General features: G+C 65.8%; 26 protein-coding genes. 21 read left to right on the top strand and 5 right to left on the bottom strand.

The window, feature by feature from the left end:
- Positions 1-125: 125 nt before the first annotated feature.
- Genes IM708_RS05090 through IM708_RS05075 form a run of 4 tightly spaced genes read left to right on the top strand, consistent with a single transcriptional unit; the run spans position 126 to position 7,586 of the window.
- Complete coding sequence (locus IM708_RS05090) at positions 126-2,390, top strand: acyl-CoA dehydrogenase (protein WP_209425245.1); 2,265 nt, start codon at positions 126-128, stop codon at positions 2,388-2,390.
- Positions 2,387-3,673 carry an acetyl-CoA C-acetyltransferase gene (locus IM708_RS05085; RefSeq protein ID WP_209425244.1) on the top strand — a complete coding sequence of 429 codons (1,287 nt, stop codon included), beginning with the start codon at positions 2,387-2,389 and terminating at the stop codon, positions 3,671-3,673. Before IM708_RS05090 ends, IM708_RS05085 begins: the two co-directional genes overlap by 4 nt.
- Positions 3,673-5,757, top strand: coding sequence for a 3-hydroxyacyl-CoA dehydrogenase NAD-binding domain-containing protein (locus IM708_RS05080; RefSeq protein ID WP_209425243.1), 2,085 nt, complete (start codon positions 3,673-3,675; stop codon positions 5,755-5,757). The genes IM708_RS05085 and IM708_RS05080 overlap by 1 nt, the downstream gene beginning before the upstream one ends.
- Complete coding sequence (locus IM708_RS05075; protein ID WP_209425242.1) at positions 5,754-7,586, top strand: acetyl-CoA hydrolase/transferase C-terminal domain-containing protein; 1,833 nt, start codon at positions 5,754-5,756, stop codon at positions 7,584-7,586. Before IM708_RS05080 ends, IM708_RS05075 begins: the two co-directional genes overlap by 4 nt.
- Positions 7,587-7,760: 174 nt before the next feature.
- Here the strand turns inward: IM708_RS05075 and IM708_RS05070 are convergent, their stop codons facing one another.
- Entirely contained in the window at positions 7,761-8,564 is an 804-nt protein-coding gene (locus tag IM708_RS05070; protein WP_245243007.1) for an ABC transporter permease, read from the bottom strand.
- A gap of 231 nt (positions 8,565-8,795) precedes the next feature.
- Between IM708_RS05070 and IM708_RS05065 the strand changes: the two genes are divergently transcribed.
- From IM708_RS05065 to IM708_RS05035, 7 genes are all read left to right on the top strand, one after another.
- Positions 8,796-9,878 carry a sugar transporter gene (locus tag IM708_RS05065; RefSeq protein ID WP_209425240.1) on the top strand — a complete coding sequence of 361 codons (1,083 nt, stop codon included), beginning with the start codon at positions 8,796-8,798 and terminating at the stop codon, positions 9,876-9,878.
- Positions 9,879-9,891: 13 nt separating this feature from the next.
- The gene (locus IM708_RS05060; protein WP_209425239.1) at positions 9,892-10,545 is read left to right on the top strand and encodes an ABC transporter ATP-binding protein; all 654 of its coding nucleotides are present in this window, start codon (positions 9,892-9,894) and stop codon (positions 10,543-10,545) included.
- 135 nt (positions 10,546-10,680) lie between these two features.
- On the top strand, positions 10,681-11,853 hold the full coding sequence (locus IM708_RS05055; RefSeq protein ID WP_209425238.1) for a hypothetical protein: 1,173 nt from the start codon (positions 10,681-10,683) through the stop codon (positions 11,851-11,853).
- Complete coding sequence (locus IM708_RS05050) at positions 11,793-12,590, top strand: glycosyltransferase family 2 protein (protein WP_245243006.1); 798 nt, start codon at positions 11,793-11,795, stop codon at positions 12,588-12,590. Before IM708_RS05055 ends, IM708_RS05050 begins: the two co-directional genes overlap by 61 nt.
- Complete coding sequence (locus IM708_RS05045; RefSeq protein WP_209425236.1) at positions 12,587-13,855, top strand: glycosyltransferase family 4 protein; 1,269 nt, start codon at positions 12,587-12,589, stop codon at positions 13,853-13,855. Before IM708_RS05050 ends, IM708_RS05045 begins: the two co-directional genes overlap by 4 nt.
- A gap of 133 nt (positions 13,856-13,988) precedes the next feature.
- Complete coding sequence (locus IM708_RS05040) at positions 13,989-15,131, top strand: polysaccharide pyruvyl transferase family protein (RefSeq protein WP_209425235.1); 1,143 nt, start codon at positions 13,989-13,991, stop codon at positions 15,129-15,131.
- 123 nt (positions 15,132-15,254) lie between these two features.
- Positions 15,255-16,319: a P1 family peptidase gene (locus IM708_RS05035; RefSeq protein ID WP_209425234.1), complete on the top strand. Its 1,065-nt coding sequence runs from the start codon at positions 15,255-15,257 to the stop codon at positions 16,317-16,319.
- A 166-nt stretch (positions 16,320-16,485) separates the two neighbouring features.
- Here IM708_RS05035 and IM708_RS05030 read toward each other — a convergent pair whose 3' ends face one another.
- Both IM708_RS05030 and IM708_RS05025 read right to left on the bottom strand, forming a co-directional pair.
- The gene (locus IM708_RS05030) at positions 16,486-16,707 is read right to left on the bottom strand and encodes a DUF1150 family protein (protein WP_209425233.1); all 222 of its coding nucleotides are present in this window, start codon (positions 16,705-16,707) and stop codon (positions 16,486-16,488) included.
- Between the two features lie 13 nt (positions 16,708-16,720).
- Complete coding sequence (locus tag IM708_RS05025) at positions 16,721-17,134, bottom strand: Hsp20 family protein (protein WP_209425232.1); 414 nt, start codon at positions 17,132-17,134, stop codon at positions 16,721-16,723.
- A gap of 204 nt (positions 17,135-17,338) precedes the next feature.
- On the opposite strand from IM708_RS05025, the gene IM708_RS05020 reads away from it, so the two are divergent.
- Positions 17,339-17,557: a DUF465 domain-containing protein gene (locus IM708_RS05020; protein WP_209425322.1), complete on the top strand. Its 219-nt coding sequence runs from the start codon at positions 17,339-17,341 to the stop codon at positions 17,555-17,557.
- Positions 17,558-17,629: 72 nt separating this feature from the next.
- On the opposite strand, the gene IM708_RS05015 is transcribed toward IM708_RS05020, so the two are convergent.
- Positions 17,630-18,097: a bacterioferritin gene (locus IM708_RS05015; protein WP_209425231.1), complete on the bottom strand. Its 468-nt coding sequence runs from the start codon at positions 18,095-18,097 to the stop codon at positions 17,630-17,632.
- A 162-nt stretch (positions 18,098-18,259) separates the two neighbouring features.
- Between IM708_RS05015 and purE the strand changes: the two genes are divergently transcribed.
- From purE to IM708_RS04990, 5 genes are all read left to right on the top strand, one after another.
- Positions 18,260-18,748 carry a 5-(carboxyamino)imidazole ribonucleotide mutase gene (gene purE, locus IM708_RS05010; RefSeq protein WP_209425230.1) on the top strand — a complete coding sequence of 163 codons (489 nt, stop codon included), beginning with the start codon at positions 18,260-18,262 and terminating at the stop codon, positions 18,746-18,748.
- A complete protein-coding gene (locus IM708_RS05005) occupies positions 18,741-19,808 on the top strand; it encodes a 5-(carboxyamino)imidazole ribonucleotide synthase (protein ID WP_209425229.1) in 1,068 nt (355 codons plus the stop codon). The genes purE and IM708_RS05005 overlap by 8 nt, the downstream gene beginning before the upstream one ends.
- A gap of 183 nt (positions 19,809-19,991) precedes the next feature.
- Complete coding sequence (locus IM708_RS05000; protein WP_245243016.1) at positions 19,992-21,086, top strand: carboxynorspermidine decarboxylase; 1,095 nt, start codon at positions 19,992-19,994, stop codon at positions 21,084-21,086.
- A 34-nt stretch (positions 21,087-21,120) separates the two neighbouring features.
- On the top strand, positions 21,121-22,359 hold the full coding sequence (locus IM708_RS04995; RefSeq protein WP_209425227.1) for a saccharopine dehydrogenase family protein: 1,239 nt from the start codon (positions 21,121-21,123) through the stop codon (positions 22,357-22,359).
- A gap of 34 nt (positions 22,360-22,393) precedes the next feature.
- Positions 22,394-23,152 (top strand): Stf0 family sulfotransferase, encoded by a 759-nt coding sequence (locus IM708_RS04990; protein ID WP_209425226.1) that lies wholly within the window; start codon positions 22,394-22,396, stop codon positions 23,150-23,152.
- 14 nt (positions 23,153-23,166) lie between these two features.
- On the opposite strand, the gene IM708_RS04985 is transcribed toward IM708_RS04990, so the two are convergent.
- Positions 23,167-24,477, bottom strand: coding sequence for a FliI/YscN family ATPase (locus IM708_RS04985; RefSeq protein WP_209425225.1), 1,311 nt, complete (start codon positions 24,475-24,477; stop codon positions 23,167-23,169).
- Between the two features lie 36 nt (positions 24,478-24,513).
- Between IM708_RS04985 and IM708_RS04980 the strand changes: the two genes are divergently transcribed.
- Genes IM708_RS04980 through IM708_RS04965 form a run of 4 tightly spaced genes read left to right on the top strand, consistent with a single transcriptional unit; the run spans position 24,514 to position 25,943 of the window.
- Complete coding sequence (locus tag IM708_RS04980) at positions 24,514-24,924, top strand: flagellar basal body protein (protein ID WP_348524941.1); 411 nt, start codon at positions 24,514-24,516, stop codon at positions 24,922-24,924.
- 15 nt (positions 24,925-24,939) lie between these two features.
- Entirely contained in the window at positions 24,940-25,341 is a 402-nt protein-coding gene (gene flgC, locus IM708_RS04975) for a flagellar basal body rod protein FlgC (RefSeq protein ID WP_209425224.1), read from the top strand.
- 18 nt (positions 25,342-25,359) lie between these two features.
- Complete coding sequence (gene fliE / locus IM708_RS04970; RefSeq protein ID WP_209425223.1) at positions 25,360-25,653, top strand: flagellar hook-basal body complex protein FliE; 294 nt, start codon at positions 25,360-25,362, stop codon at positions 25,651-25,653.
- Between the two features lie 23 nt (positions 25,654-25,676).
- On the top strand, positions 25,677-25,943 hold the full coding sequence (locus IM708_RS04965) for a flagellar biosynthetic protein FliQ (protein ID WP_209425222.1): 267 nt from the start codon (positions 25,677-25,679) through the stop codon (positions 25,941-25,943).
- Position 25,944 lies beyond the last annotated feature (1 nt).

The following is a 25,944-nucleotide window of genomic DNA, read 5'->3' as shown; positions in this document are numbered from 1 at the left end:
TGCGCGCTGCAACTGCGGCGCAGGTTGCAGCCGTCCGAAGACCCTGACGAAGGGATCGGCATCGCGAAGCCCCGGCTTCCTTGGAACGGATTGCGCGCCCGTGCATTCAGTAACGGGAGGCTCACATGTCGTCATTTCGCAGAGACCGGATCACCAAGCCCATCTTCCGCTGGGCGAGGAAGGCGATGCCGGGATTGTCGCAGACCGAACGCGAGGCGCTGAACGCCGGCGAGGTCTGGTGGGATGCGGAGCTTTTCTCCGGCAATCCCGATTGGTCGAAGCTGCTTGCCGTCGCGCCGCCCGAGCTCACGGCCGAGGAGCAGAAGTTCCTTCACGGTCCCTGCCGCGAGCTTTGCGAGATGCTCGACGACTGGGCGATCAACCACACCGATGGCGACCTGTCGCCGGCGGTCTGGGATTTCATGCGCCGCCAGCGCTTCTTCGGCATGATCATCCCGAAATCCCACGGCGGCCTGGGCTTTTCCGCCTTCGCGCATTCCGAAGTGGTGCGCCGCCTCTCGCTGGTCTCGCTTCCCGCAGCGGTCACGGTGATGGTGCCCAACTCCCTGGGGCCGGGCGAGTTGCTGCATCTCTTCGGCACCAAGGCGCAGAAGGATCACTGGCTGCCACGGCTTGCCGACGGCCGTGAACTGCCCGCCTTCGGCCTGACCAGCGACGAGGCCGGATCGGACGCGGCCTCGATGCTCGATCATGGCGTGGTCTGCCGGGGCGATTGGCAGGGCAAGGAGGTTCTGGGCATTCGGCTGAACTGGTCGAAGCGCTATATCACCCTTGCCCCGGTCTGCACGCTTCTCGGCCTCGCCTTCAAGCTGGAGGATCCCGAGGGCCTGCTGGGCGACGAGGCCGAGCCGGGGATCACCTGCGCGCTGGTGCCGACCGACCTGCCGGGCGTGGAAGTGGGCCGCCGGCATATTCCGTCCGGCACGATGTTCCAGAACGGTCCGACGACAGGCACCGACGTCTTCATCCCGGTCGAGAACATCATCGGCGGGCCGGACTATGCCGGCAAGGGTTGGCTGATGCTGATGAGCGCGCTGGCCGCCGGACGGGGCGTGTCGCTGCCGTCGCTGGCCTGTGCCGCGACGACGCTGGCCGCGCATTCCAGCGGCGCCTATGCCCGCGTGCGAGAGCAGTTCGGCCTGCCGCTTGCGAAGTTCGAGGGCATTCAGGAGCCGCTCGCCCGCCTCGCTGCCAATGCCTATGCCGTGGAAGCCGCGCGCCACCTGACCTGCGCGGGCCTCGATGAAGGGCGCGCGCTTTCGGTGATCTCGGCGCTGATGAAATATTCGGCCACCGAACTCATGCGCGCCTCCATCGACGATGCAATGGACATCCATGCCGGCAAGGCCGTGATCGACGGGCCGATGAACTACCTGTCGCCGAATTACCGCGCCGTGCCCATCGGGATCACGGTCGAGGGGGCGAATATCGTCACCCGGTCGCTGATGGTTTTCGGGCAGGGCGCGATCCGGGCGCATCCGCACCTGCTGGACGAGATCCTGGCGCTGGAAGAAGGGCAGGAAGACGCGGCGCTGAGCGCCTTCGACACCCATTTCTGGCGCCATGTCGGCCATTCTCTGCGCACGATCGGTCGCAGCCTGGGCCGTGCGATCACACGCTCGGCGGTCGCGCCGGCCCCGCGCGGCGCGGCCCGCGCCGCGCCCTTTTACCGGGAGTTGTCGCGCTGGTCGGCCGCTTATGCGCTGACCGCGGACCTGGCGTTCCTCAGCATCGGCGGGGGGTTGAAGCGCATGGAAATGCTCTCGGGACGCATGGCCGATATCCTGAGCGAGCTCTACATCACCTTGGCGGTGCTGAAGCGCTGGCATGATCAGGGCCAGCCCGACGCGGATTTCGACTTGGTGGCCTACAACGCCCGCCGTTCTTTCGCGCGGATCGGGCAGCTGCTGGACGAGGTCATCGCCAACTTCCCCTCGCGCCCGGCGGCGCTGTTTCTGCGGATGGCGACGATGCCGCGCGCGGTCGCCCGCGGACCGTCCGACGCGCTGACCACGCGCTGTGCGGCCCTCATCAGCGAACCGGGACCGGTGCGCGATGCGCTTTCCGCGGATCTGACCGTGCCGGGGCAGCATCCGGGGATCCTCGCGTTGAACGACGCCTATACCCGCACCATCGCGACCGACCCGCTGCGCCGGCGCCTGCGCGAGTTGAAGATGACGCCGGATGCAGCGCTTGAAGCCGGGCTGCTGAGCCCGGACGAGAAGGGCCGGCTGGACGAACTCGCCACGGCGGTCGGCAAGGTGATCGCCGTCGATGACTTCACGCCCGCCCAGATCGCGGCGCTGTTTCCCGGCGCGAAGAAGGCCAAGGCCACCAGATCCGGTTCACCCAAGGAGGCCGCGGAATGAACCAGCGAGACGTCTTTCTCGTCGATGGCGCAAGGACGCCGTTCCTGAAGGTGCGGGGTGGACGCGGACCGTTCACGCCGGTGGATCTGGCCGTACAATGCGGCCGACCGCTGCTGGCACGACAACCGATACCGCCCGAGGCCTACGACATGGTCATCCTCGGCTGCGTGAACGTGATCGCCGACGAAATGAACCCCGCCCGCGTCGCCGCCCTGCGGCTCGGCATGGGCGAGGCGATGGTCGCGTTCACCGTGCAGATCAACTGCGGCTCGGGGATGCAATCGCTCGACACCGCGTACCGCTACATCCGCGAGGGTCGGGGCGACCTGATCCTTGCCGGCGGCACCGAGTCGCTGAGCCACGCGCCGATGGTGCTGCGCGACGAGGCGGTGGAATGGCTGGCCGGGATGCAGCGTTCCTCGGGGGCGCTGGCCACTGCACAGAGCGCCGTGCAGATCCGGCCCCGCGACCTCAAGCCGGTGATCGGCCTTGAACGTGGGCTGACCGATCCGATCACCGACCTGAGCATGGGCCAGACCGCAGAGATCCTGGCCCATCACTTCGGCATCAGCCGGAAGATGGCAGACGCCTATGCCGTCGAAAGCCACAAGCGGCTTGCCGCCGCGCAAGAGGCCGGGACGCTGGACGACGAGGTGCTGCCGGCTTTCGACCGCGCAGGAAGTGTCTACAAGCGCGACGACGGCGTGCGCCCGGACAGCACGCTCGAGAAACTGGGCACGCTGAATCCGGTCTTCGAGAAGCCCCACGGGCAGGTCACCGCGGGCAATGCCTCGCAGGTGACGGATGGTGCCTCGTGGTGCGTGCTGGCCTCGGGCGAGGCGGTGGAGCGGCATGGGCTGCGCCCGCTCGCGCGGATCGTCGACAGCGAGTGGGCCGCGCTTGATCCCGCGATCATGGGGTTGGGGCCGGTCATGTCGGTCACTCCGCTTCTGCAGCGTCGGGAGCTGAGCGCCGAGGATATCGACCTGTGGGAAATCAACGAGGCCTTCGCGGCGCAGGTGCTGGCCTGCCTGGCCGCCTGGCAGGACGCGGATTTCTGTACGCAGGTCCTGGGACTGGACGCGCCGTTCGGCACCATCGCGCGCGATCGGCTCAACATCGACGGCGGCGCGATCTCGCTGGGCCATCCGGTCGGCACCAGCGGCAACCGGATCGTCCTGCATCTGGCCAACGCGATGGCGCGGACCGGCGGAAAACGCGGCGTCGCGACCGAATGCATCGGTGGCGGGCAGGGCGGCGCAATGCTTCTGGAGGCACCGTGATGGAGGGCAGACTGAGAGAATTCCTCGCCGGCTCGAAGCTCGAACTCGGCGGCGGGCGCGACGCGCTCGGCAGCGGGCACTGGCGCTACGGCCGGGACGAGGACGGCATCGGCTGGCTGATCCTCGATCGAGAGGATGCCACCGTCAACACGATCTCGGACGAGGTGCTGCGCGAACTCGACGAACATCTTGAACGGATCGAGGCTGACCTGCCGACCGCGCTGGTCCTACGTTCGGGCAAGGCGAAGGGGTTTGCGGCCGGCGCGGATATCGACGCGCTGGCGGGTATGGACGCCGAGGCGGCGCAAGGACTTCTGAGCGAGGCACATGGCGTGCTCGACCGGTTGGAGGGCCTCTCCTGTCCGACCATCGCCGTGGTCCATGGCGCGGCATTGGGCGCGGGGTTCGAGCTGGTCCTGGCCTGCGACTATCGCCTTGCCATCGAGGGCGCGTCGTTCGGGCTGCCCGAGGTGCGCTTGGGCCTACACCCGGGGCTTGGCGGCACTGTCCGCCTGCCCGAGTTGATCGAGCCGACGGCGGCGATGCAGCTGATGCTGACCGGCAGCACCGCGCATACGGCAAAGGCCCGCGACCTGGGCATCGCCGATCTGGTGGTCGAGGAACGCCATGTGCGCGCCGCGATTGCCTCGATCCTGCGCGGCGAGGTCGACAAGCGCAGCCGCGGGCTGATGGCCCGGGCCTTCTCGCTTTCCTCCGCGCGCTCACTTGCCGGTGCGCGCATGCGCCGGGAAACCCAGAAGGCCGCGCCGAAAGACCATTACCCCGCCCCGCACGCGCTGATCGCCAACTGGGAGAAGCATGGCGACGACCCCAAGGCGATGCGAAAGGCCGAGATCGCCTCGTTCGCCGAGCTTCTTCAATCGGAGACAAGCCGCAACCTGATCCGCGCCTTCTTCCTGCGCCGCACGCTCAAGCAGGCCGCGGATACTGCCGACGACATCGCGCATGTCCACATCGTCGGCGCCGGGATCATGGGGGCCGAGATCGCCGCCTGGGTGGCGATGCAGGGCAAGCGAGTCACCGTCACCGACCCCGACCAGGAGGCGCTGGGCCAGATGATCCGCCGCGCGACCGAGGTCTGCGAGGGCGCGCACAAGGATGCGCTGGAAACCCGCGACACGCTCGACCGGCTGATGCCCGACCCGAGGGGCTACGGGGTCGCCCGCGCCGATCTGGTGATCGAGGCCGGCCCGGAAAAGCCTGACCTGAAGGCGCAGATCTTCACCGATCTGGGCAAGCGGATGAAGACCGGCGCCATCCTTGCCACCAACACATCGAGCTTGCGGCTGGCGGATCTCGTCGACAACGCGCCAGCAAAGGCGCGGTTTGCGGGCCTGCATTTCTTCAATCCCCCCAGCAAGGTCCCTCTGGTCGAGGTGGTCAGCCACGACAAGACCAGCGCCGAGACCCGCAACCGGCTTCTGGCCTTCTGCGCCGCCATCGACCGGCTGCCTGTGGCGGTCGCCGACAGCCCGGGCTTTCTGGTCAACCGCGCGCTCATGCCCTACCTGCTCGAGGCGCTGCTGCTGCTGGACGAGGGCATCGCGAAGGAGCGCATCGACAAGGCGGCGCTGAACTTCGGCATGCCGATGGGGCCGGTGACGCTGGCCGATCAGGTCGGCCTCGATATCTGCCTCGATGTCGCCGAAAGCCTTTCGAAGTCGCTGGAAACCCCGATCGCCGGCATCCCCGCGCTGCTGCGCGACAAGGTCGAGGCAGGGGATCTGGGACGCAAGACCGGCCGCGGCTTCTATGACTGGTCCGACGGCACGCCCGAACCCGAGACGAGTTCCAGGATCGGCGAGGACCTGACCGACCGGCTGCTGCTGCCGATGCTGAACGCCTGCGCCGAATGCGTGCGCAAGGGCGTCGTCGGCAGCGCCGATGAAGCGGATGCGGCGATGATCTTCGCCACCGGTTTCGCGCCCTTCCGGGGCGGGCCGCTGCACTATGCGCGCGCCCGCGGGCACGACGAGATCCACCAGCGCCTGAAGGAATTCGAGAAGGCGCATGGTCCGCGTTTCAAGCCGGACGCCTACTGGCGCAACGACACGGCGAAATGACCGAACGCTTCGAAACCGACGGCGCCGCCGTCGACTGGATCCTGCAGAACGTCGGACGCGACCTGCGCGTCGCCCTGCCGCTGGGGCTGGGCAAGCCGGTCACGCTGGTCAACGAACTCGTGCGCCGGGCCTGCGCCGATCGCTCCATCCGCTTGCGCATCTTCACCGCGTTGACGCTCGAGCGCCCCGATCCCTCCTCCGACATGGAGCGGCGTTTTCTCGAGCCCGCGCTCGACCGCCTCTTCGGTGATTACCCGCAGGTCGAATACGCGCGGCTTCTGCGCGAGGGCAGCTTGCCGGACAACATCCGTGTGACCGAATTCTTCCTTCAGGCCGCGAACTGGCTGAAGGTTCCCGCGGTGCAACAGGACTATGTCTCGGCCAACTATACCCATGCCCTCGATGTCCTGCTCTACCAGCGGCCCAACCTTGTCCTGCAGCTGCTGGCCGCAGAGGGCGCGCGGCTCAGCCTTTCGTGCAACACCGACATCACCAGCGACCTTCTGGCGCTTCGGCACACGGGCCGGGCAGATTTCACGTTCGTCGGGCAGGTGCATCCCGACCTGCCCTTCATGCCCGGCCCCGCCGTGATCGATACCGAGGAATGCGCAGCGCTCGTCCGCCCGGCGACGAAGCCGCATGACCTCTTCTCGGTCGTCAAGCGGCCGGTCGGGTTGCAGGATCATGCCATCGGGCTGCATGTGTCGCGCCTGATCCGGGACGGCGGCACCCTTCAGATCGGCATCGGCGAGATTGGCGACGCGGTCGCGCATGCGCTGATCCTGCGCCAGCGCGAACGGATCGCGCCGATCTGGGAAAGCTGCCCCTTTCCGCGCGGCGACGCCTTTGCCGAAACCGGCGTCTTCGACACCGGGCTCTATGGCGTGACCGAGATGCTGGTCGACGGACTTCTGGCGCTGTTCGAGCAAGGCATCATCCGCCGTCAGGTCCAGGGCGCGGCGATCCACGCGGGTTTCTTCCTGGACAGCCGGGATTTCTACGCGCGACTGAAAGCGCTGCCCGACGACCGGCGGGCGCAGATCGCGATGATGCCAGTCTCGTTCACCAACGCGCTCTATGGCGACGAGGACGCCAAGCGCGCCGCCCGCCAGGATGCGCGCTTCGTCAATTCGGCGATGATGGTCACGCTTCTGGGGGCCGTCGTTTCCGACGCGACCGAGGATGGGCAGGTCATCAGCGGCGTCGGCGGCCAGTTCAACTTCGTCGAGCAGGCCTTCGCGCTGCAGGGCGCCCGCGCCATCCTCACGCTGCCGGCCACCCGGCAGGGCAAAGGCGGGCTGCGCTCGAACATCCGCTGGAGCTACGGGCACGCGACGATTCCGCGGCATCTGCGCGACGTGGTCGTGACCGAGTACGGCATCGCCGACCTGCGCGGCAAAAGCGACGCCGACACCATCGCCGCCCTGCTGGCGATCGCCGACAGCTGCTTCCAGCCCGAGTTGGAGGAGAAGGCGAAAAGCGCGGGCAAGCTGCCGAAATCCTGGCGCCTGCCGGAGCGCGCGCGCCACAATACCCCCGACCGTCTGCGCGACTGGCTCGCCCCTTTTCGCGCAGAGGATCTGCCGCGGTTTCCCTTCGGCACCGACTTCACCGATATCGAGCAGTATCTGCTCCCCGCCCTCGCCGATCTGCGGAAGGCGCAGAAGAGCGCCCCCGCGCTTCTTTCGACGATCCTTCGAGGGATGCGCGGCCGCCCCGCCCGCCGCGAAGACGACGCGCTGGCGCGTATGGACCTCGGTCAACCCGGGTCGATCAAGGCGCACTTGGCCGCGCTCGCGCTGCGCGGGGCGTTGCGTCAGAACGATTGAGCCTTTTTCGCGCAGCCGCGCGCGTCCACGCGTTCGGCCCGATGGTGCCTGCAGCGCGAATCGCTCCGCGGCGGCACTTTGCCAGCCATCTGCCATACGTCTGCCATACGCTTGCCATACGTTTGCCAGCACCCCCGCAAAGGCGCCTCCGGCTGGATCGACCAGGGCCGGACCTCAGCGATTCAGAAGCTCCCGATGATACCGCCGCAGCAACAGAAGCCCGAAGGTCATCGGCAGCATGATGCAGATCCCCAGGTACGTCGTGGAGATGTAGTCGGGCCTGTACATCGGATAGAATCCGTCGCGCATCATGCCGGTCAGGTGCAGGATCGGGTTGTACCAAAGGATGTTCTGGGCCATCTGCGGCATGTCCTCATAGATGATGATCACCCCCGAGATCAGGAACAGCGGCCGCGTGATGATCGACCAGATCTGTTGCCACACCGGAAAACGCATGAAGAGGTAAGCGTTCAGGCACCCCACCCCCAGACCGAGCGCTGCGGCAAGTGACATCGCCTGAAGAATGGGCCCCCATCCGAGAACGGTGCGGATATCCTCGACGATCATGATCCCCGAAAGGATCAGGATGGTCACCGCGAAGACGACGGTCATGTTGAGCAGGAACCGGGCGAGGATCGCATCCACCCAAGTCACCCGCGGAAACCGCAGCAAAGGCTTGGAAAAGATCAGGGCGTGACCGACCTGACCGCCAAGCACGACGAAGGTCTGCAGCACCATCAACCCGGTTCCCTTGAACAGGAAGAAACTCGTCCCCATCGACGGCGCGCGCGCGAGCAGCGACCAGGCAAAGCTCAGCAGGATGATCATGCCCAGCGGCTCCATGATCGCCCAGAGATAGCCGCCCGGCGTGCGCCCGTAGCGCGTCGACATCTCGCGCAGCATGAGCGCGGTCGTCGCGCGAAAGCTGGCAACGGCGGTCGAGGGTGCCGCACGCAACTGATGGGGGGCAGAGGGCATCCGCGGACCTTTCATGCCGGGTCGATTGCAGGGCGATCAGCGCTTGGGCTTGCCCGGCGATGTTGATAAGGCACATCAGCGCCGGATTTCCAGCAGCAGGGACATCAGGAAGACCGCAGCATGACCGAACCCGCGCCACAAGGACAGAGTGCCGCGCAGCATTCCGCTGTCGCCGCACCTGTCCGTGCCCCGGCCGGCCCTGCCCGAACCCGTCCGCGTCATCGGGCCCTGATGCTGAGCCTGGTGCTGGTCATTGTCGCGCCGATCCTTCTGACGACGCTATACCTGACGTTTCTTGCCCGCGACCAGTACGCCTCGCAGGTGGGGTTCACAATCCGGCAGGACGAATCCAGTTCCGCCAGCGAATTGATGGGTGGACTACGGACGATCCTTGTCGGAAGCGCGCAGGGCCATGCCGACCTGCTGTTCGAATTCGTCCAGAGTCAGGAGATCGTCGAACGTATCGACGCGCGTGTCGACCTGCTGCAGCATTACAGTCAGGCATGGCCCGTCGATCCGCTGTTCTCGCTCTGGCCGTCCGCCACGATCGAGGATTTGCTCTGGTTCTGGCATCGCGTGGTGCGTGTGACCTATGATCAGGCGACCGGTCTGATCCTCGTCGAAGTGCGCGCGCCGGACCCGGCGACCGCCCAGCAAATCGCGCAACTTGTCGTCATCGAAAGCGAGGCGATGATCAATCGCCTCAATGAAACGGCGCGGCGGGATGCCACACGCAACGCCGAGGCGGAACTCGACACCGCCCTTGCCCGGTTGCGTGCGGCGCGCGAAGCGCTGGCGGAGTTTCGTGCCCGTACGCAGATTGTTGATCCGCAATCCGACATCGAAGGACGCATGGGTGTGCTGATCAATCTTCAGCGGCAATTGGCGGAGGCACTCGTCGACAACGACCTGCTCAACCTGACCGCCGAGGCCGCGGACCCCCGCCTCCGGCAAGCCGCGCGGCGTATCAGCGTGATCCAGAACCGCATTCGCGAAGAGAGGCAGAATTTCGCGGAACAGGATGTCACCGTCGATCAGACCGACTATCCCAGCCTGATCGCGCAGTACGAGAGCCTGCTGGTCGATCAGGCCTTTGCCGAAGACGCTTATCAGGCCGCGCTGGCGGCACTGGACGTCGCGCGCTCGAGGGCGTCGCGTCAAAGCCTCTACCTCGCGACCTTCATCCGGCCGACATTCTCGCAGACCGCGCGGTATCCGCAGACAGGGCTGATCATCGGCCTGACCGCACTGTTCATGACACTTCTCTGGAGCATCATGGCGCTGGTCTTCTATAGTCTGCGCGACAAGGGCTGAACCGGGCGCAAGCATGATCAGGTTCGAGAATATCTGCAAGGGTTTCTGGGTGCGCGGCGAGTATCAGCCCGTGATCAGGGAACTGGACCTGACGCTGCCCAGCGGAAAGTCCCTCGCCCTTCTGGGGCGCAACGGGGCCGGAAAGTCGACCCTGCTGAACATCGTTGCCGGCACGCTGCGGCCGGATACGGGACAAGTCGTCAGCGACGGCTCGATATCCTTTACCGTCGGATATGCGGGCAGCGTCCATGGCGACATGACAGGCGCGCAGAACACACGGTTCGTCGCCAGGATCTACGGGGTCGACAGTGACGAGTTGATCGAGTTCGTCGAAGACTTCGCCGAGATCGGCAAGCATTTCCACATGCCCGTGCGCACCTATTCCGCCGGGATGCGGTCGCGACTGGCCTTCGGGATCTCGATGGGTATCCGCTTCGACACCTACCTGATCGACGAAGCCACCGCCGCCGGCGATGCACGTTTCCGAAAGAAGAGCCAGGAGGTGTTTCGCGCTCGGATGAGCGAGGCGAGCGCCATAATGGTCAGTCACAGCATGGCGGATATTCGCAACTTCTGCGATGCTGGCTTGGTCCTGCACCATGGCGAGATCGAGGTTTTCGACGATCTCGAGGCGGCGATCCGGCGGCATCAAGCAATTCTGGCCTGACGCTGGCGTACGTGCCTTGAAGAGGTGGCGCGCGCCCTGCAGCCACCCGTGGCATGGCGTCTGTTGTATCTACGGTTGTATCTGCTAGTAAAACTCGCGCGTACACGCCGATGCGCCATCCACGGGGGGCGGACCTTGAACCTGAAGCGGTTTCTTCCTGTCCGGACAACCGGCATCACCGCGAAGGCACCCGACGGGAACGCTGGGCGCCTGCTGGGCAGTCCGGCGCGGATCCAGAGGGAACCGGCTGAGATCAGCGATCGCTCCGGCAAGGCGCATCGGGTGTTCGTGGACACCGTCGCCAGGCGCGATGGCAGGGCAATTGTCCTGGGTTGGGCAACCTGCCCGAAAATCGAATTGAGGCTCCTACAAGACGGACGACGCGAACCGCTGACGAATACGAACCGGCACGTTCGCGATGATGTCGCAGCCGCTCTCGGGTCGCCCGCGGGGAAGAAGCTGGGGTTTGGCGCGTCAACCGAAGCGCCTGTCGATGAAGGAAGCATCGAACTCGAGATATGCATCCCGAACGGTGACACCTATCGCACAGGTCCGCTTGCCGAAAATTCCGCTTTGACCGACGTCGACCACCAGCGCTTTCCGGGCCTGATGGGGAACGCCGCCGACATGCTTCGTGCGTTTGAAACCGGAAGCGACGCGTGGTGGAAGTGTCTGGCAGCGTTGCCCGAGCTCGGAAAGGCAACCGAAGGCTACGCCGGGTTCATCGAAGGCTGCCTGGTCAGCCCCGAAGGCGGTGGCGTCATCTTCGGTTGGGCGATTCACCCGCCGAATGCGATCATCTGGCTGGAAGACGATGCGCAGAATGTCTTTCCTTTGAGCCACGCGTTCCGTCGCGAACGCCGGGATATCTCAGCCGCTTACAGCGAGGTTTCTTGGAGCTTGATGAACGCGGCTTTTGTGCTCCATGCACCGGAACTGGACCCTGATCCCGCTTTGCGCCTGCGCGCCGTCACGGCGTCCGGGGTCGTCACGCTTGCCGAGCATATCGGGTCGACACCGCTGCCCGCCGATCCGCGTCAGGCCGCCCAAAACTCTTCGAGATTGAAACGGAAGAGCGAGACTTCCATCGCCGCGCCGCCCTTGTCGACTGGCCGATCCTGGATCCGCTTATTGCACGCCGAGGGGAGGAACTCGCTTCCCTGCCAGCAGAAGTTCAGGACTTCGGGCGACTGGCCGCTGCCCCCTCGGTGTCTGTCATCGTGCCGCTCTACAAGCGGTACGATTTCATGGAACATCAGCTTCTGGAGTTCCTTCGGGACCCCGGATTTCTGGCGCAAGGCGAACTGATCTACGTCATCGACGATCCGTCGATCCGCGCCGATGTCCTGTTCGAAGCCGACAGGCTCTATCATCTCTACCAAATACCGATGCGGATCGTTGCGAGTCCGTTGAACCGGGGGTTCAGCGGCGCCAACAATCTGGGCGCAGAGCATGCGAAGGGCGAATATCTGCTGTTTCTCAACAGCGATGTCATCCCGATCGAACCCGGGTGGCTGGAACATCTGATCGCCGCGTTTGACGAGGAAGCCGTCGGCGTCGTCGGCGCGCGCCTTCTATCCGCGGATGGCGGGATCCAGCACGCAGGGATGGATTTCGACTACCTGGATCGGTTCGGCATCTGGCGCAACATCCATCCCGGCGCAGGGCTGGCGCCCGAATTCGATGGCCGGGAACTTCGCGATGTGCGTGCCGTGACCGGAGCCTGCCTGATCATTCCGCGTTCGGTCTTCGACCAGATCGGCGGCTGGAACATGGGCTACCTTCTGGGCGATTTCGAAGACAGCGACCTGTGCCTAGCCGCCCGAAACGCCGGCTACCGCGTTCTTTATCAGCCCCTTGCCGAACTGACCCATCTGGAACGGCAATCCTTTTCCGGCATGGCGGACGATGCTTTCCGTCTGCGCATGACGATCTGCAACGCCGTGCGCCACCAGGCCCGTTGGCGCGACGAAATCGAAGCGCCCTTCGCGCCGGGTCCCGCCGCGACGGTGCCTTCCGCGCGCGACATGCGGGCACAGGCATGAGTGCGCCGGGCCATCGAATCCTGGTCACCAGCCATGGCCACCCCGATTTCAACCTCGGCGGTGGCGAGCTGGCCGCCTACAACCTGTTCAGGACCTACGCCGATCATCCGCAGGTCGAAACGGCCTTCTTCCTCGGCCGCCATGATCGCGGCAGGGGGCCGACCGGCGCCATCTATCCGCGTCGGGCGAACGAATACCTGTGGGAGCAGACGATCAGCGACTGGTTTCGCATGCGCGCGGCCAACACCGACAGCCTGCATCGCAACTTCGCCGAACTGATCCGCAGGCTCAGGCCGACGGTGGTCCACGCGCATCACTACGTGCACCTCGGCCTCGAATATCTGCACATCATCAAGAGGGTGGACCCCTCGATCCGCATCGTGATGACGCTGCACGAATACGTCGCCATCTGCTTCAACCAGGGTCAGATGATCAAGACCGGCAGCCACAGGCCCTGCTTCCGCGAAAGCCCCGACGATTGCCATCGCTGCTTTCCCGACCGCAGCGTGGAGGATTTCTGGCTGCGCAAGCACCGCTACCGCAGCTTCTTTCGGCTGGTGGACCAGTTCGTCGCGCCCTCCGATTTCCTGCGGCAGCGCTATATCGACTGGGGGATCCCGCCGGAGCGCATCGTCTCCATCGAGAACGGGCAGGCCTCGCGCGATGCCTTGCCCCCGCGTCCGCTGGCCGACGGCGAGACGCGCAACCGCTTCGCCTTCTTCGGGCAGATCAACCCCTACAAGGGCGTGGATGTGCTGCTCACGGCCCTGTCGATGCTGCGCAAATCGGAACGCCGCCAGATCGTGCTGGAGGTGCACGGCACCAACCTCGAAGGGCAGACCGAGGCTTTTCAAAGCCGGATCGCCGCCCTGCGCGAACCCTTGGAGCGCGAAGGCACCCTGCAATGGATCGGACCCTACGAGCCGTTCCAGATGCCCAGCCGGATGGGCGCGGTCGACTGGGTCATCATCCCCTCGATCTGGTGGGAGAATTCGCCGATGGTGATCCAGGAGGCCTTCACCCTGGGCCGCCCGGTCGTCGCCTCCGACATCGGCGGGATGGCCGAGAAGGTCGCACACGGCGTCAACGGAATGCACGTGCCGGTCGGCAATGCAAAGGCATGGGGTCAGACGCTGCTGCAATTGTCCCGGACGACCGAAGAGTGGGACCGGCTGCGCGCGGGGATATCCAAACCGATCAGCCACGCAGAATGCGCCGCCGCGCATCTTGAGGTGATTGGACAGCTCGAAAAGGTGGTCGCGTGAGTTTTGAAGAGACTAGGATAAGAATTATCGTGCATGAAGGCGTTGGTAAAATCGATAAGGTCATTATACAGAACGCGCCGCGCGAATCTCAAGAGGTCCGTGACGAAACTAATCGAAGGGCGGCGAGGCACAAATGAAGGAACCGTTCATTCTCGGCTTGCCTGATAGAGTGCTCGATGGGGCGTTTGTCGCGACTGACAAGCTCTATGATCGTGTTGGACATAATTCTGGAAATCTGGCTTTTCAGCACGCGGTTTCGGTCCATCTTGGCGGGAAAGCGCCGGTAGTCGGATGGGGTGTCGCGCCAAATATTATTGATCGGCACGGCGACATTGGCGTACTGCCCGCGGCCAATCAATTCGGAGCGCATGTTGATTACACAAGGCTTGGCGAAAGATTTTCCGAACTCCACTGTCGCATTGTAATGATCGGCCTCGGCGCGCAGAGCAATGTGGATGGGACGATACCTAACGTTCCTGAGGGCACGGTAAATTGGGTTCGCGAGATTTCAAAGCGCGCACCCGAGGGCGTTCCCAATATTTCCACGCGTGGTGCGTTCACGAAGAAGGTTCTCGAACATTACGGATTCGAGGACAATGTCGTAGCGCTTGGATGCCCTTCCCTGTTCATCAACCCGGATCCCAATCTCGGGCAACATATTGCGTCAAACACTCGACCAATCAAGCGACTTGCCGTTGCAGCGGGTCATCAGAGCTGGAAGCATCTTCGCCATATCGAAGCCTCGCTGGCGCGGATTGTGACCGCGACATCGGGCTCCTATGTCGGGCAGCACGCCCTTCCGATGATGCAACTCACCCGCGGCGAAGCCCGTTTCATGGACGAGGCCGATCTGCGCGCGTGTCGGGATTACGCCTGCCCTGAAATGGATCTCGAGGAGTTTTCGCGCTGGAGCGAACGCCATGGCAACCTGTTCTTTGACGTTCAGGCATGGATGGAACACTATCGACGCTTCGACTTCGTCATCGGTGCGCGTATTCACGGCGTCATGCTGGCCTTGCAGGCGGGCATTCCGGGGGTCGTGGTGGCCCATGACTCGCGCACGCTGGAGCTGTGTCAGACCATGCTGGTGCCCTACGTCCTCGCCAAGGACGTTCAATCCGGCATCACGCGCGATCAGCTTCCGGAATTGTTCAAGTTCGACGCAGACGCCTTCGACAAGAACCGCCGAATGCTGGCGCGCAGATACGTCGAGTTTCTGGAGGCCAATGAAGTGCGCCCGGTTGGCTGGCTGAAGGATCTCGGCGGCTCAGAGTAGATTTGCGGTTGCCCGGGAGTGCCCTGCGGAAGTCGTCCACTAACCGTGATACGGTTCTGCCGTTCTGGGCGGTCACATCGCCCTCCGCAACCGTGACTTCTTGCCAACCTCAGGGGAACCACCATGACCCGACCCCGCGCGCGTGACCTTGGCCTGCCGTTTCCGGGCCATCCCGGCCCGCTCAACGCGATCACCGATGTGCCCGGCGTGACGGTCGGCTTCTGCACGCTGACCGATCCCGCGCGCGACCTGCGCACCGGCGTCACGGCGATCCGGCCGCGCTCGGATGCGGGCCTGCCGCGGCCGGTGCGCGCCGGGCATTTCGCGCTCAACGGCAATGGCGAGATGACCGGGACGCACTGGATCGACGATGCCGGCTACCTGATCGGACCGGTGATGATCACCAACACCCATGCGGTGGGCGCGGTCCATCACGGCGCCGTCGCCTGGATGATCGATCATTATGCCGACTGGTTTCGCACGGCGCATGCCTGGGCGATGCCGGTGGTGGCCGAAACCTATGACGGCGTGCTCAACGACATCACGCAACTGGCCGTCACGCCCGACCATGCCCGCGCCGCGCTGCAGGCCGCCTCCGGCGGGCCGGTGGCCGAGGGGTCCTCGGGCGGTGGCAACGGGATGATCGCCTACGGCTTCAAGGGCGGCACCGGCACCGCCTCGCGCCGGGTCGCGCTGGGCGGGCAGGATTGGACGCTGGGCGCGCTGGTACAGGCCAATCACGGCATCCGCCCCTGGCTGACCGTGCTGGGCCGCCCCCTGGGGCTGATGCTGCCCGAGTCAGCGCCGCCGGGGCCCGAACTCGGCTCGATCATCGTGGTGCTGGCGACCGACGCGCCGCTGTCGCCGCTGGCGCTGCGGCATCTGGCGCGGCGCGCTGGGCTGGGCGTGGGGCGCGGCGGATCGCCGGGCGGCAACGGGTCGGGCGACATCTTCCTGGCGCTCTCGGTCGCGGATTGCGGGCCGATGCCGCACCAGGCGGGGCCGCTGCTGACCGAGACCGCGCTCAACCAGGAATGGCTCGACCCGCTCTATCTGGCGGCGGTCGAGGCGGTCGAGGAAGCGGTGATCAACGCGCTGGTCGCCGGCGAGACGGTGCAAGCGGTCAAGCCGCGCACCCGCGTCGTCCCGGCGCTGGACGTGGAGGCGTTAAGGGCAGCTTTCGGCTGAGTGCGTTACTGCCATACGCTTGCCATACGCTTGCCATACGCTTGCCAGCCGCTTGCCATACGCCTGCCAGCCCCCTTGCCGACGGGTTCTGCGTGCCCCGAAACGCAAGACGCGCGCCCCGATCCGCTCGGCGCGCGCGTCTGGTAAAGGGTCGAAGAAGGGGGGGTCAGTGCGCGCTGACGGGGGCCAGATCGTGCTGGCGGGCCAGGACGAAAGCCATCTTGCGGTTCTTCGCCAGCGCCAGGCATTCGCCTTCTTCCGTATGAATTCCATAGACTTCCACGACGCCGGGCAGTTGCGCGCGAATCTCGTCGGGCAGGGCGTCCAAGGGCACCTGCCGGATATAGGCGATCCGGCTGTCGGGCAGGTCGGGATAGGGGGTCTTCATGATCTGTTACCTCTTACTTCCGCGCAATCGGGATGCTGCGCACCTCGGATTTCGGCTCCGCCCGCTCCAACGTGATGGTCAGCAACCCATCCCCCAGCCGCGCTCCTCCGACCTCGACCCCTTCGGCCAAGGCGAAGACACGGCGGAACTGCCGAGTGGCGATCCCGCGGTGCAGGAAAATGCGTTCGGCCTCGGGCTCGGCCTGCTGCCCGCGGACCACCAGTTGGCGATCCTCCAGCGTGATGTCGATATCGGCATCGCTGAAGCCCGCCACGGCAAGTGTGATCCGGTACTGGTTGGGCGCGACGAGTTCGATGTTGAAGGGCGGATAGCCGTCTGCACCCGCGCGCGCCGTGCGCTCCACCAACCGTTCGAGCGGTTCGAACCCCAGAAGCAGTGGGTGCGAAGGGAAGGCGAACTTCGTCATTTTCCGGTCCTGTATCAGCGACACTAGGCCCGGCCCCCACCTTGGCAGCAAACCGGGACATCCTTGATATGGGGCGCCTATCCCCGTGCTGCAAGAGGCGCGCGGCGCCGGTCGATCGACCCCGCCATGCACGAGCCGGGGACTTGGCCGGATGCGCGAAAGCGGCTACTCTCGCGCACCGACAACAGCTGGATCGATCCCGCCATGAATGCGCCGAAGGAACTGAACCACGAAGAGGTCCTGCGCGTGAAGCTGGAAGTCCTTCGCCGCGAACACCGCGACCTGGACGAGGCTATCGCGGCGATGCAGGAACGCGGCACGTCGGACGCGCTGACCATGAAGCGCCTGAAGAAGCGCAAGTTGATGCTGAAGGATCAGATCGCCCGGATCGAGGATGAACTGACACCGGATATCATCGCCTGACGGCAGGGACGCCCGGGGGCCACTTGGCCCCCGGGCCGGCTGAGCGCTGTTGCGAAAATCCCTGACGGGTTGTTAGTCGGCGAGGAGTCGGGCGCTGTAGACCGGCTCGCCCAGACGCTCGATCAGGTCGAGTTGCAGTTCCAGCCAGCCCTTGTGGCCTTCCTCGTCCATGACGATGGCCTCGAACAGTTTGCGCGACCCGATGTCGCCCACCTCGTCAGCCTGTTTCGCGGCCTTGGTGTAGAAGGCAATTGCGCCCTCTTCATCGGCCAGATCGGCCTTGAAAATGTCGACCAGGTTCTTCGCGCGATGCGGCTTCTTCGCCATTTCCAGCTTCGGATCACCCTTGAGGAAAAGGATGCGCTCCAGAAACTGGTCGGAATGCCCCAGTTCCTCGGTCATTTCCTCGCGCATCTGGGCGGCCAGTTTCTCAAGCCCCCAATCCTGTAGCACATGGGCGTGCAGCTGGTACTGGTGCGCTGCGGTCAACTCCATCTGCAGGGCCTTGTTCAGGTTTTTCAGCGTGGCGTCGTTCGACATTTCGCATTCCTTTGCTGGCATCATGCATCTTCATGCATGTATGAATGCCGGCCTGGCGAAGCAAGGCGCCGAACGAAATGAAGCGGAGGCCGGCGCATCTGCGCGCACGTTGCGCCCGCCCCGCCGGCGGGTATAGTGCGCGCGCAATCTCCGGAGGGCGCGATGGGCGAGGTCACGGTCGGGATCATCATGGGCAGCCAGTCCGACTGGCCGACGCTGCGGCTGTCTGCCGAGGTACTGGACGAGTTGGGCGTGCGTTACGAGGCGAAGATCGTCTCGGCGCATCGCACGCCGGACCGCCTGTGGGACTACGGTCGCACCGCTGTCGGGCGCGGCCTGCAGGTGATCATCGCCGGTGCCGGAGGGGCGGCGCATCTGCCCGGCATGATGGCGTCGAAGACGCGGGTGCCGGTGATCGGCGTCCCGGTCGAGACCCGCGCGCTGGGGGGGCTCGATTCGCTTTATTCCATCGTCCAGATGCCCCGCGGCTTTCCGGTGGCGACGATGGCGATCGGGGCGGCGGGCGCGGTCAACGCCGGCCTGATGGCGGCGCAGATCCTCGCCCTTTCGGACAGCGATCTGGCCGCGCGCCTGCAAGACTGGCGCGACGCCCTGTCGGCCGCCATCCCAGAGGAGCCGAGCGATGAGTGAGTGCCTGACGCCGGGCGCGGTGATCGGCATCCTCGGCGGCGGCCAACTTGGACGAATGCTTTCGGTCGCGGCGAGCCGGCTGGGCTATCGTTGCCACATCTACGATCCGGCCGACGCCCCGCCGGCGGGCCAGGTCGCCGAAACGGTCACGACCGCCGACTGGACGGACGCGACGGCGCTGCGCGCCTTCGCAGCCGCGGTCGATGTCATCACCTATGAATTCGAGAACGTACCCGCCGCGTCGCTGGACCTACTCGAATCCCTGCGCCCGGTGCGCCCCGGCCGGCGGTCGCTGGCCGTCAGCCAGGACCGTCTGAGCGAGAAGGGATTCCTTGCTGGCCTCGGCCTGCGGGTCGCGCCCTTTGCGCCGGCGAGCGACCGGGACACGCTGGATCGGGCGCTGGACGCGATCGGCGCGCCCGCAATCCTCAAGACCGCGCGGCTGGGCTACGACGGCAAGGGCCAGGCACGGATCGACGGGCCGGACGATGCTGCCCCCGCGCTGGCCGCGATGCAGGGCGCGCCGGCGGTGCTGGAGGGGTTCGTCGATTTCGAGCGCGAGGTTTCGGTGATCGTGGCGCGGGGACTTGGCGGCGAGGTGGTCTGCTTCGAGCCGGGCGAAAACGTGCACGACGGCGGCATCCTGCGCACCACCACGGTGCCGGCGCAGCTGACGCCGGGCCAGCGGGTCGACGCGGTGCTCCTGGCCGGGCGGATCGCGAATGCGCTCGATTATGTCGGCGTGATGGGGGTGGAGTTGTTCGTGACGCCGGATGGGCTGGTGGTGAACGAGATCGCGCCCCGGGTGCACAATTCCGGACACTGGACGCAGGCGGGCTGCTCGGTCGACCAGTTCGAACAGCACGTCCGCGCGGTCGCCGGCCTGCCCCTGGGCAACGGCGCGCGGCACGCCGATGTGGTGATGGAAAACCTGATCGGCAACGATGTCGACCGGCTTCCGGAACTGCTGCGCGAGGGCGATATCGCGATCCATCTCTACGGCAAGGCCGAGGTGCGGGCGGGGCGCAAGATGGGGCATGTGAACCGCATCCTCAGGTGACGGGGGCGGCGCTCGGCCCCCATCGAGGGGGCCTCGCGCCGGGGGGGCTGCCGCCCCCGCATCCCTGCCGCCGCCGTTCTGACAATTCGGTCAGAAAGCTGTTGTTCGCCGGGCGACAAGGCTATATCGACCCCGCGCGCGTTCAGCGCCTTGCGACCCCTGATGCCGGGAGGGCCCGAGATGCTGCAGACCCCCTATTACCTGATCGATAAGGCGCCCTTGCGGGCGAACATGGAAAAGATCGCCTGGCTGCGCGAGGCCTCGGGTGCGAAGTCACTTCTGGCGCTGAAGTGCTTCGCCTCCTGGTCGGTCTTCGACTTCATGGCGCAGTATATGGACGGCACTACCAGTTCCTCGCTTTTCGAGGTGCGGCTGGGCGCCGAGAAGTTCGGCGGCGAAACGCATGCCTATTCGGTCGCCTATGCCGACCACGAGATCGACGAGGTGCTGGGGCACGCCGACAAGATCATCTTCAACACCATCGGCCAGCTCGATCGGTTCGACAGCCCCAGCGCCGGGCATGTGCGCGGCCTGCGGGTCAATCCGGGTGTCTCGACCTCGGACTTCGATCTGGCCGATCCGTCGCGGCCTTTCTCCCGGCTGGGCGAGCACGACCCCGAATCGATCGCCACAGTCACTGACAAGATCAGCGGCTTCATGTTCCACAACAACTGCGAGAACGCCGATTTCGACCGCTTCGAGCGGATGCTAGGCCATATCGAGCAGCGCTTCGGGCATCTGGTGCGGCGGATGGAATGGATCAGCCTTGGCGGCGGCATCCATTTCACCGGCGACGGCTATCCGCTGGACCGTCTGGCCGAGCGGCTGAAGCGCTTTGCCGGCGAGAACGAGGTGCAGGTCTATCTGGAACCCGGGGAAGCGGCGATCACCAATTCCGCGACGCTGGAGGTTAGCGTGCTGGACACGCTTTTCAACGGCAAACGCCTGGCCATCGTGGATTCATCGACCGAGGCGCACATGCTCGATCTGCTGATCTACCGCCAGAGCGCCCGGATGCTGCCGAACGACGGCCCGCACGAATGGATGATCTGCGGCAAGTCCTGCCTGGCCGGCGACATCTTCGGCGAGTTCCGCTTTCCCGAGCCGCTGAAACCCGGCGACCGGCTGTCGATCCGGGACGCGGCCGGTTACACGATGGTCAAGAAGAACTGGTTCAACGGCGTGAAGATGCCGGCTATCGCGGTGCGGGAACTGGATGGAACCGTGCGCCTTGTGCGCGACTTCGGATACGAGGACTTTGCCGCGGCGCTGTCCTGAGGGCTGCAATCGACTGAAGGAGGGACGCGACCCCATGAAGAAGAACGTGCTCATCATCGGCGCCGGGGGCGTCGCGCAGGTCACCGCGCACAAATGCGCGCAGAACAACGATATCCTGGGTGACATCCACATCGCCAGCCGGACGAAGGCGAAATGCGAGGCCATCGTCCAGAGCGTGCGCGACAAGGGCTCGATGAAGGTCGAGGGCGCGCTCGAGGCGCATGAGGTCAACGCGCGGGACACCGACGCGGTCAGGGCGCTGATCGAGAAGACTGGCGCGCAGATCGTCATCAACGTGGCCCAGGCCTTCGTCAACATGCCGGTGCTGGACGCCTGCATCGCGGCGGGCGTGGCCTACATGGACACCGCGATTCACGAGGAACCCGACAAGATCTGCGAAACCCCGCCCTGGTACGCGAACTACGAATGGAAGCGGCGCGAGGCCTGCGCCGAGAAGGGCGTGACCGCGATCCTCGGCGTCGGCTTCGATCCGGGCGTGGTCAACGCCTATGCGCGATACGGGATCGACACCTTCCTTGACGAGGTGACGTCGATCGACATCGTGGACATCAACGCCGGCTCGCACGGGCGCTGGTTCAGCACGAATTTCGACCCCGAGATCAACTTCCGCGAGTTCACCGGCACCGTCTACAGCTGGCAGAACGGCGCCTGGCAGGCGAACACCATGTTCGAGGTCGGCCGCGAATGGGATCTGCCGGTCGTCGGCAAGCAGCAGGCCTACATGACCGGCCATGACGAGGTGCACAGCCTCGCCACCAACTACCCGCAGGCCGACGTGCGCTTCTGGATGGGATTCTCGGACCACTACATCAATGTCTTCACCGTGCTGAAGAACCTCGGGCTTCTGTCCGAACAGCCGGTGACGACGGCCGAGGGGCTGGAGGTGATCCCGCTCAAGGTCGTCAAGGCGGTGCTGCCCGACCCGTCGAGCCTGGCGCCCGACTACACCGGCAAGACCTGCATCGGGACGGTGGTGAAGGGCACCAGGGACGGCCAGCCGGCCCAGGCCTTCGTCTACAACGTCGCCGACCACAAGGAGGCCTGGCTGGAGGTCGGCAGTCAGGGCATCAGCTACACCGCCGGCGTGCCGCCGGTCGCCGCCGCGATCCTGATCGCGCAGGGCGACTGGGACACGGCCCGGATGGTCAACGTGGAGGAACTGGACCCGAAACCCTTCTTCGAGGTGCTGGACCGGATCGGCCTGCCGACGCGGGTGAAGGACGCGCAGGGCGACCGCGCCTGGAATGCCTGATCCGAAGAAACGCCGCCGTAGGGCGTGAGCGGACATGGACAGCTACATCATCTGCAGCACGCCACGGACCGGAAGTACGCTGCTTTGTGATCTGCTGACCTCGACCGGCAGCTGCGGCGCGCCCGACTCGTTCTTCATGGGAAATGTCGACCCGGCATGGGCCGAATACTGGGGGCTGCCGGAACTCGCCGAGCAAGGCATGGCCGCGTATGCCGCGGCCTACCTCAAGGCCGCGATCAGGGCGGGAACCGGCGAGACCGGCATCTTCGGACTGCGGCTGATGCACCGGGATCTCGCGGCGTTGACGGCGCTGATCGAGGCTGCCTTCCCCGACTTGCCGTCTGACCGGGACCGCTTTACGGCGGCGTTCGGCCGGACGCTGTTCATCCACCTTTCCCGTCAGGACAAGCTTGCGCAGGCTGTTTCTATGGTGCGGGCCGAACAGACCGGGCTCTGGCACATCGCCCCCGACGGCCGCGAGGTTGAGCGCCTGGGTCCACCGCGCGCGCCGCAATACGATTTCCACCGCATCGCCGTGAAACGCGCACTCCTGAAGAAGGAAGACGCAGCTTGGACCGCCTGGTTCGCGGCGCAGGGGATCGTCCCGTTGCGGATAGGCTACGAGGGGTTTGCCACCGAACCCGCGCCGATCGTCGCAGGCATCTGCCGCGTGCTTGGCATTGCCGAGCCACGACCCGGTCAACTGTCGGCCGGGGTCGCGAAGATGGCGGATGACGTGAGCCACGAATGGATCCGACGCTACCGGCGCGACGATGCAGCCGGCGCCGGCTGAGGCGTCGCCTGACCTCAGCCCTCCAGCACGCGCCGAAGCCGGGCGAAGCTGTCGGCGACGCTGGCCGCCTCGGTCCCGGCGAGGAAGGCGTCGAGCTTCGGCCAGACCCGGATCGCCCGGTCGGTCAGCGGGTCGGACCCCTGCGCGTAAAGCCCCGCCTGCACCATCATCTCGGCCCGTTCCCAGGCGCCGATCAGGCGGCGGGCCTCGGCGATATAGGCGTTCTCGCCCGGCGTCGCGGCGCCGGGCAGGCTGCGCGAGACCGAGCGCGACAGGTCCACCGAGGGGAAGCGCCCGCGTTCGGCGATCGCGCGATCCAGCACGACATGCCCGTCCAGCACGCCGCGCAGGATATCGGCCACGGGTTCGTCCATGTCGGACCCCGCGACCAGCACGGTGAAGATGCCGGTGATGTCGCCCTGGCCGTCCAGCCCCGGCCCGGCGCGCTCGGCCAACGCCATGATCTGGTGCGCGGTCGAGGGCGGGAAGCCGCGCAGGCTCGCCGCCTCGCCGCCAGAGAGCGCGATCTCGCGATGCGCCTCGGCGAAGCGGGTGATCGAGTCGCAGAGCAGCAGCACATGCAGGCCCTCGTCGCGGAAATGCTCGGCCACGGTCATTGCGGTCAGCGCCGCGCGCCGTCGCGCCAGCGGCGAGCGGTCCGAGGTGGCGGTGACCACGACCGAGCGCGCAAGCCCCTCCGGTCCCAGCACCTCGTCGACGAAGTCGCGCAATTCGCGGCCGCGTTCGCCGACCAGCGCCAGCACCACCACATCGGCCTCGACCCCGCGGGCGAACTGACCCAAGAGTGTCGTCTTGCCGACGCCCGAGCCTGCGAAAAGACCGATCCGCTGTCCGCGCACCAGCGGCAGCAGCGTGTTGAACGCATCCAGCCCCGTCGCCAGCCTGCCCCCCAGCCGCTTGCGGCGGGCTGCGGCGGGCGGCGCCGCCCGCAAGGGGCGCGGCGTGCGCCCCCGCGGCAGCGGACGGCCATCGAGCGGCGCCCCGTAGGGGTCGATCACGCGACCGATCCAGCCCGCATCCGGCGCGATCAGGCCCAGCCCCAGATGCTCCACCGCATCGCCGATCGAAACGCCCTCGACGGTTCCTTCCGGCAGGATCTCGGCGCCGTCGCGCGAAAGGCTCAGGATCTCTCCCTCCAAGGCCGCGCCGCCGGCGGTGCGCACGCGCACGCGGTCGCCCAGTCGCGCCCGCCCCGACAGGCCCACCGCCATCAACCGGGGCCCGCGGGTTTCGCTGATACGGCCGAAATGGCGGATCGGTTTCAGTTCCGCCAGATCGGCCAGAAGGTTGTCGAAAACGGGCATCGGGCTTCTCCCTGACGGCGTTCGCTGGCCTCACAAGTGATTACGCTTTCTAAAGGAATCACCCTTAAGGCTTCGTGTAGGCCAGCAAAGGGAGAATCCCTCGTGTCGATCAGTCTGGATATCCTGCGGCTTGCGCAGACGTTTGCGGCACATGCCGCGACGCGGCAGCAAGCCATTTCCCAGAACATCGCCAATGCAAACACGCCCGGCTACCGAAGCCGCGATGCCGTGTCATTTTCGGATTTTCTTGAAAACACGAACGCTGGGCGGCGCGACGCGCAGATCCGCCCCGATGCGCGTCCGGTCACCCTATCGCCCGACGGAAACACCGTTTCGCTCGAGCACGAGATGATGCGCGCCGTGGAAGCCCGCCAGAGTCACGACCTCGCGCTTGGGGTCTATTCGACGGCGCGGGATATCCTGCGCGCGGTCATCACCCGGCGCTGACGAAAGGATTTAAGGATGAGCGATCTGACACATACTCTTTCGCTGGCCGCCTCGGGGATGCAGGCGCAGTCGACCCGGTTGCGCCACGTATCGGAAAACATCGCCAATGCCGACACGCCCGGCTACCGGCGCAAGACCATTCCCTTCGAGAACGTGGCACTGCCCGGCGACGCGTTCGGCGCGCGCTCGGGCGTGGCGGCGGGGCAGGTGGCGCTGGATGCCCGCGAATTGCCGCAGATCTATGACCCGGGCCACATTCTGGCCGACGAATCGGGTCACTACCTCGGCTCGAATGTCGATCTGATGGTCGAACTGGCCGACGCGCGCGAAGCACAACGCAGCTATGAGGCGAACCTCAGGATGTTCGATCAGGCGCGGCAAATGTCGCAGAGCCTGATCGGGCTGCTGCGAAAATAAGGCCCAAGGAGCATTTTCATGGATATCAACGCCACTCTCGCCGCACGTTCCTATGGCGCGGCGCGGCCGCTGACCGCGCCCGACCCCGCCGGTGGCGCCGGCGCGCAGACCTCCGCGGGCCGCTTCGCCGAAGCCTTCGCGCAGACCCTTCAGTCCGCCGAAACCGCCGCACAGGACACGATGATCAGTGGCGCCGACCCGCACGCGCTGGTCGCTGCGCTGTCAGAGGCGCAGCTGGCCGTCGAGACCACGGTCGCCGTGCGCGACCGGGTGGTCGAGGCCTATCTCGAAATTCTCCGCATGCCGGTCTGAGCCGGAACCGGACGGGGGACAGGATGAACGACGCGGTCTTCTTCGACATCATGCGCCAGGGGCTCTGGCTCTCCGTCCTGCTGTCCACGCCGCTTTTGGGCGCGGCGCTTCTGGCCGGGGTCACCGTGGGCCTTTTCCAGGCCCTGACTTCGGTCCAGGAAATGACCCTGACCTTCGTGCCCAAGGTGCTGTCGATGCTGATCGTCTTCTGGGTGTCGATGAGCTTCATGACGGGCGCGCTTGTCGATTTCTTCCAGGCCCAGATCATTCCACTTGTCATAGGGGGCTGAG

The organism is Pararhodobacter sp. SW119 (assembly GCF_017811755.1).
In the GTDB taxonomy this organism is placed as follows: Bacteria; Pseudomonadota; Alphaproteobacteria; order Rhodobacterales; family Rhodobacteraceae; genus Pararhodobacter.
The sequence above is the reverse complement of the archived record's forward strand: the minus strand, read 5'-3'. Positions and strand labels throughout refer to the sequence as shown.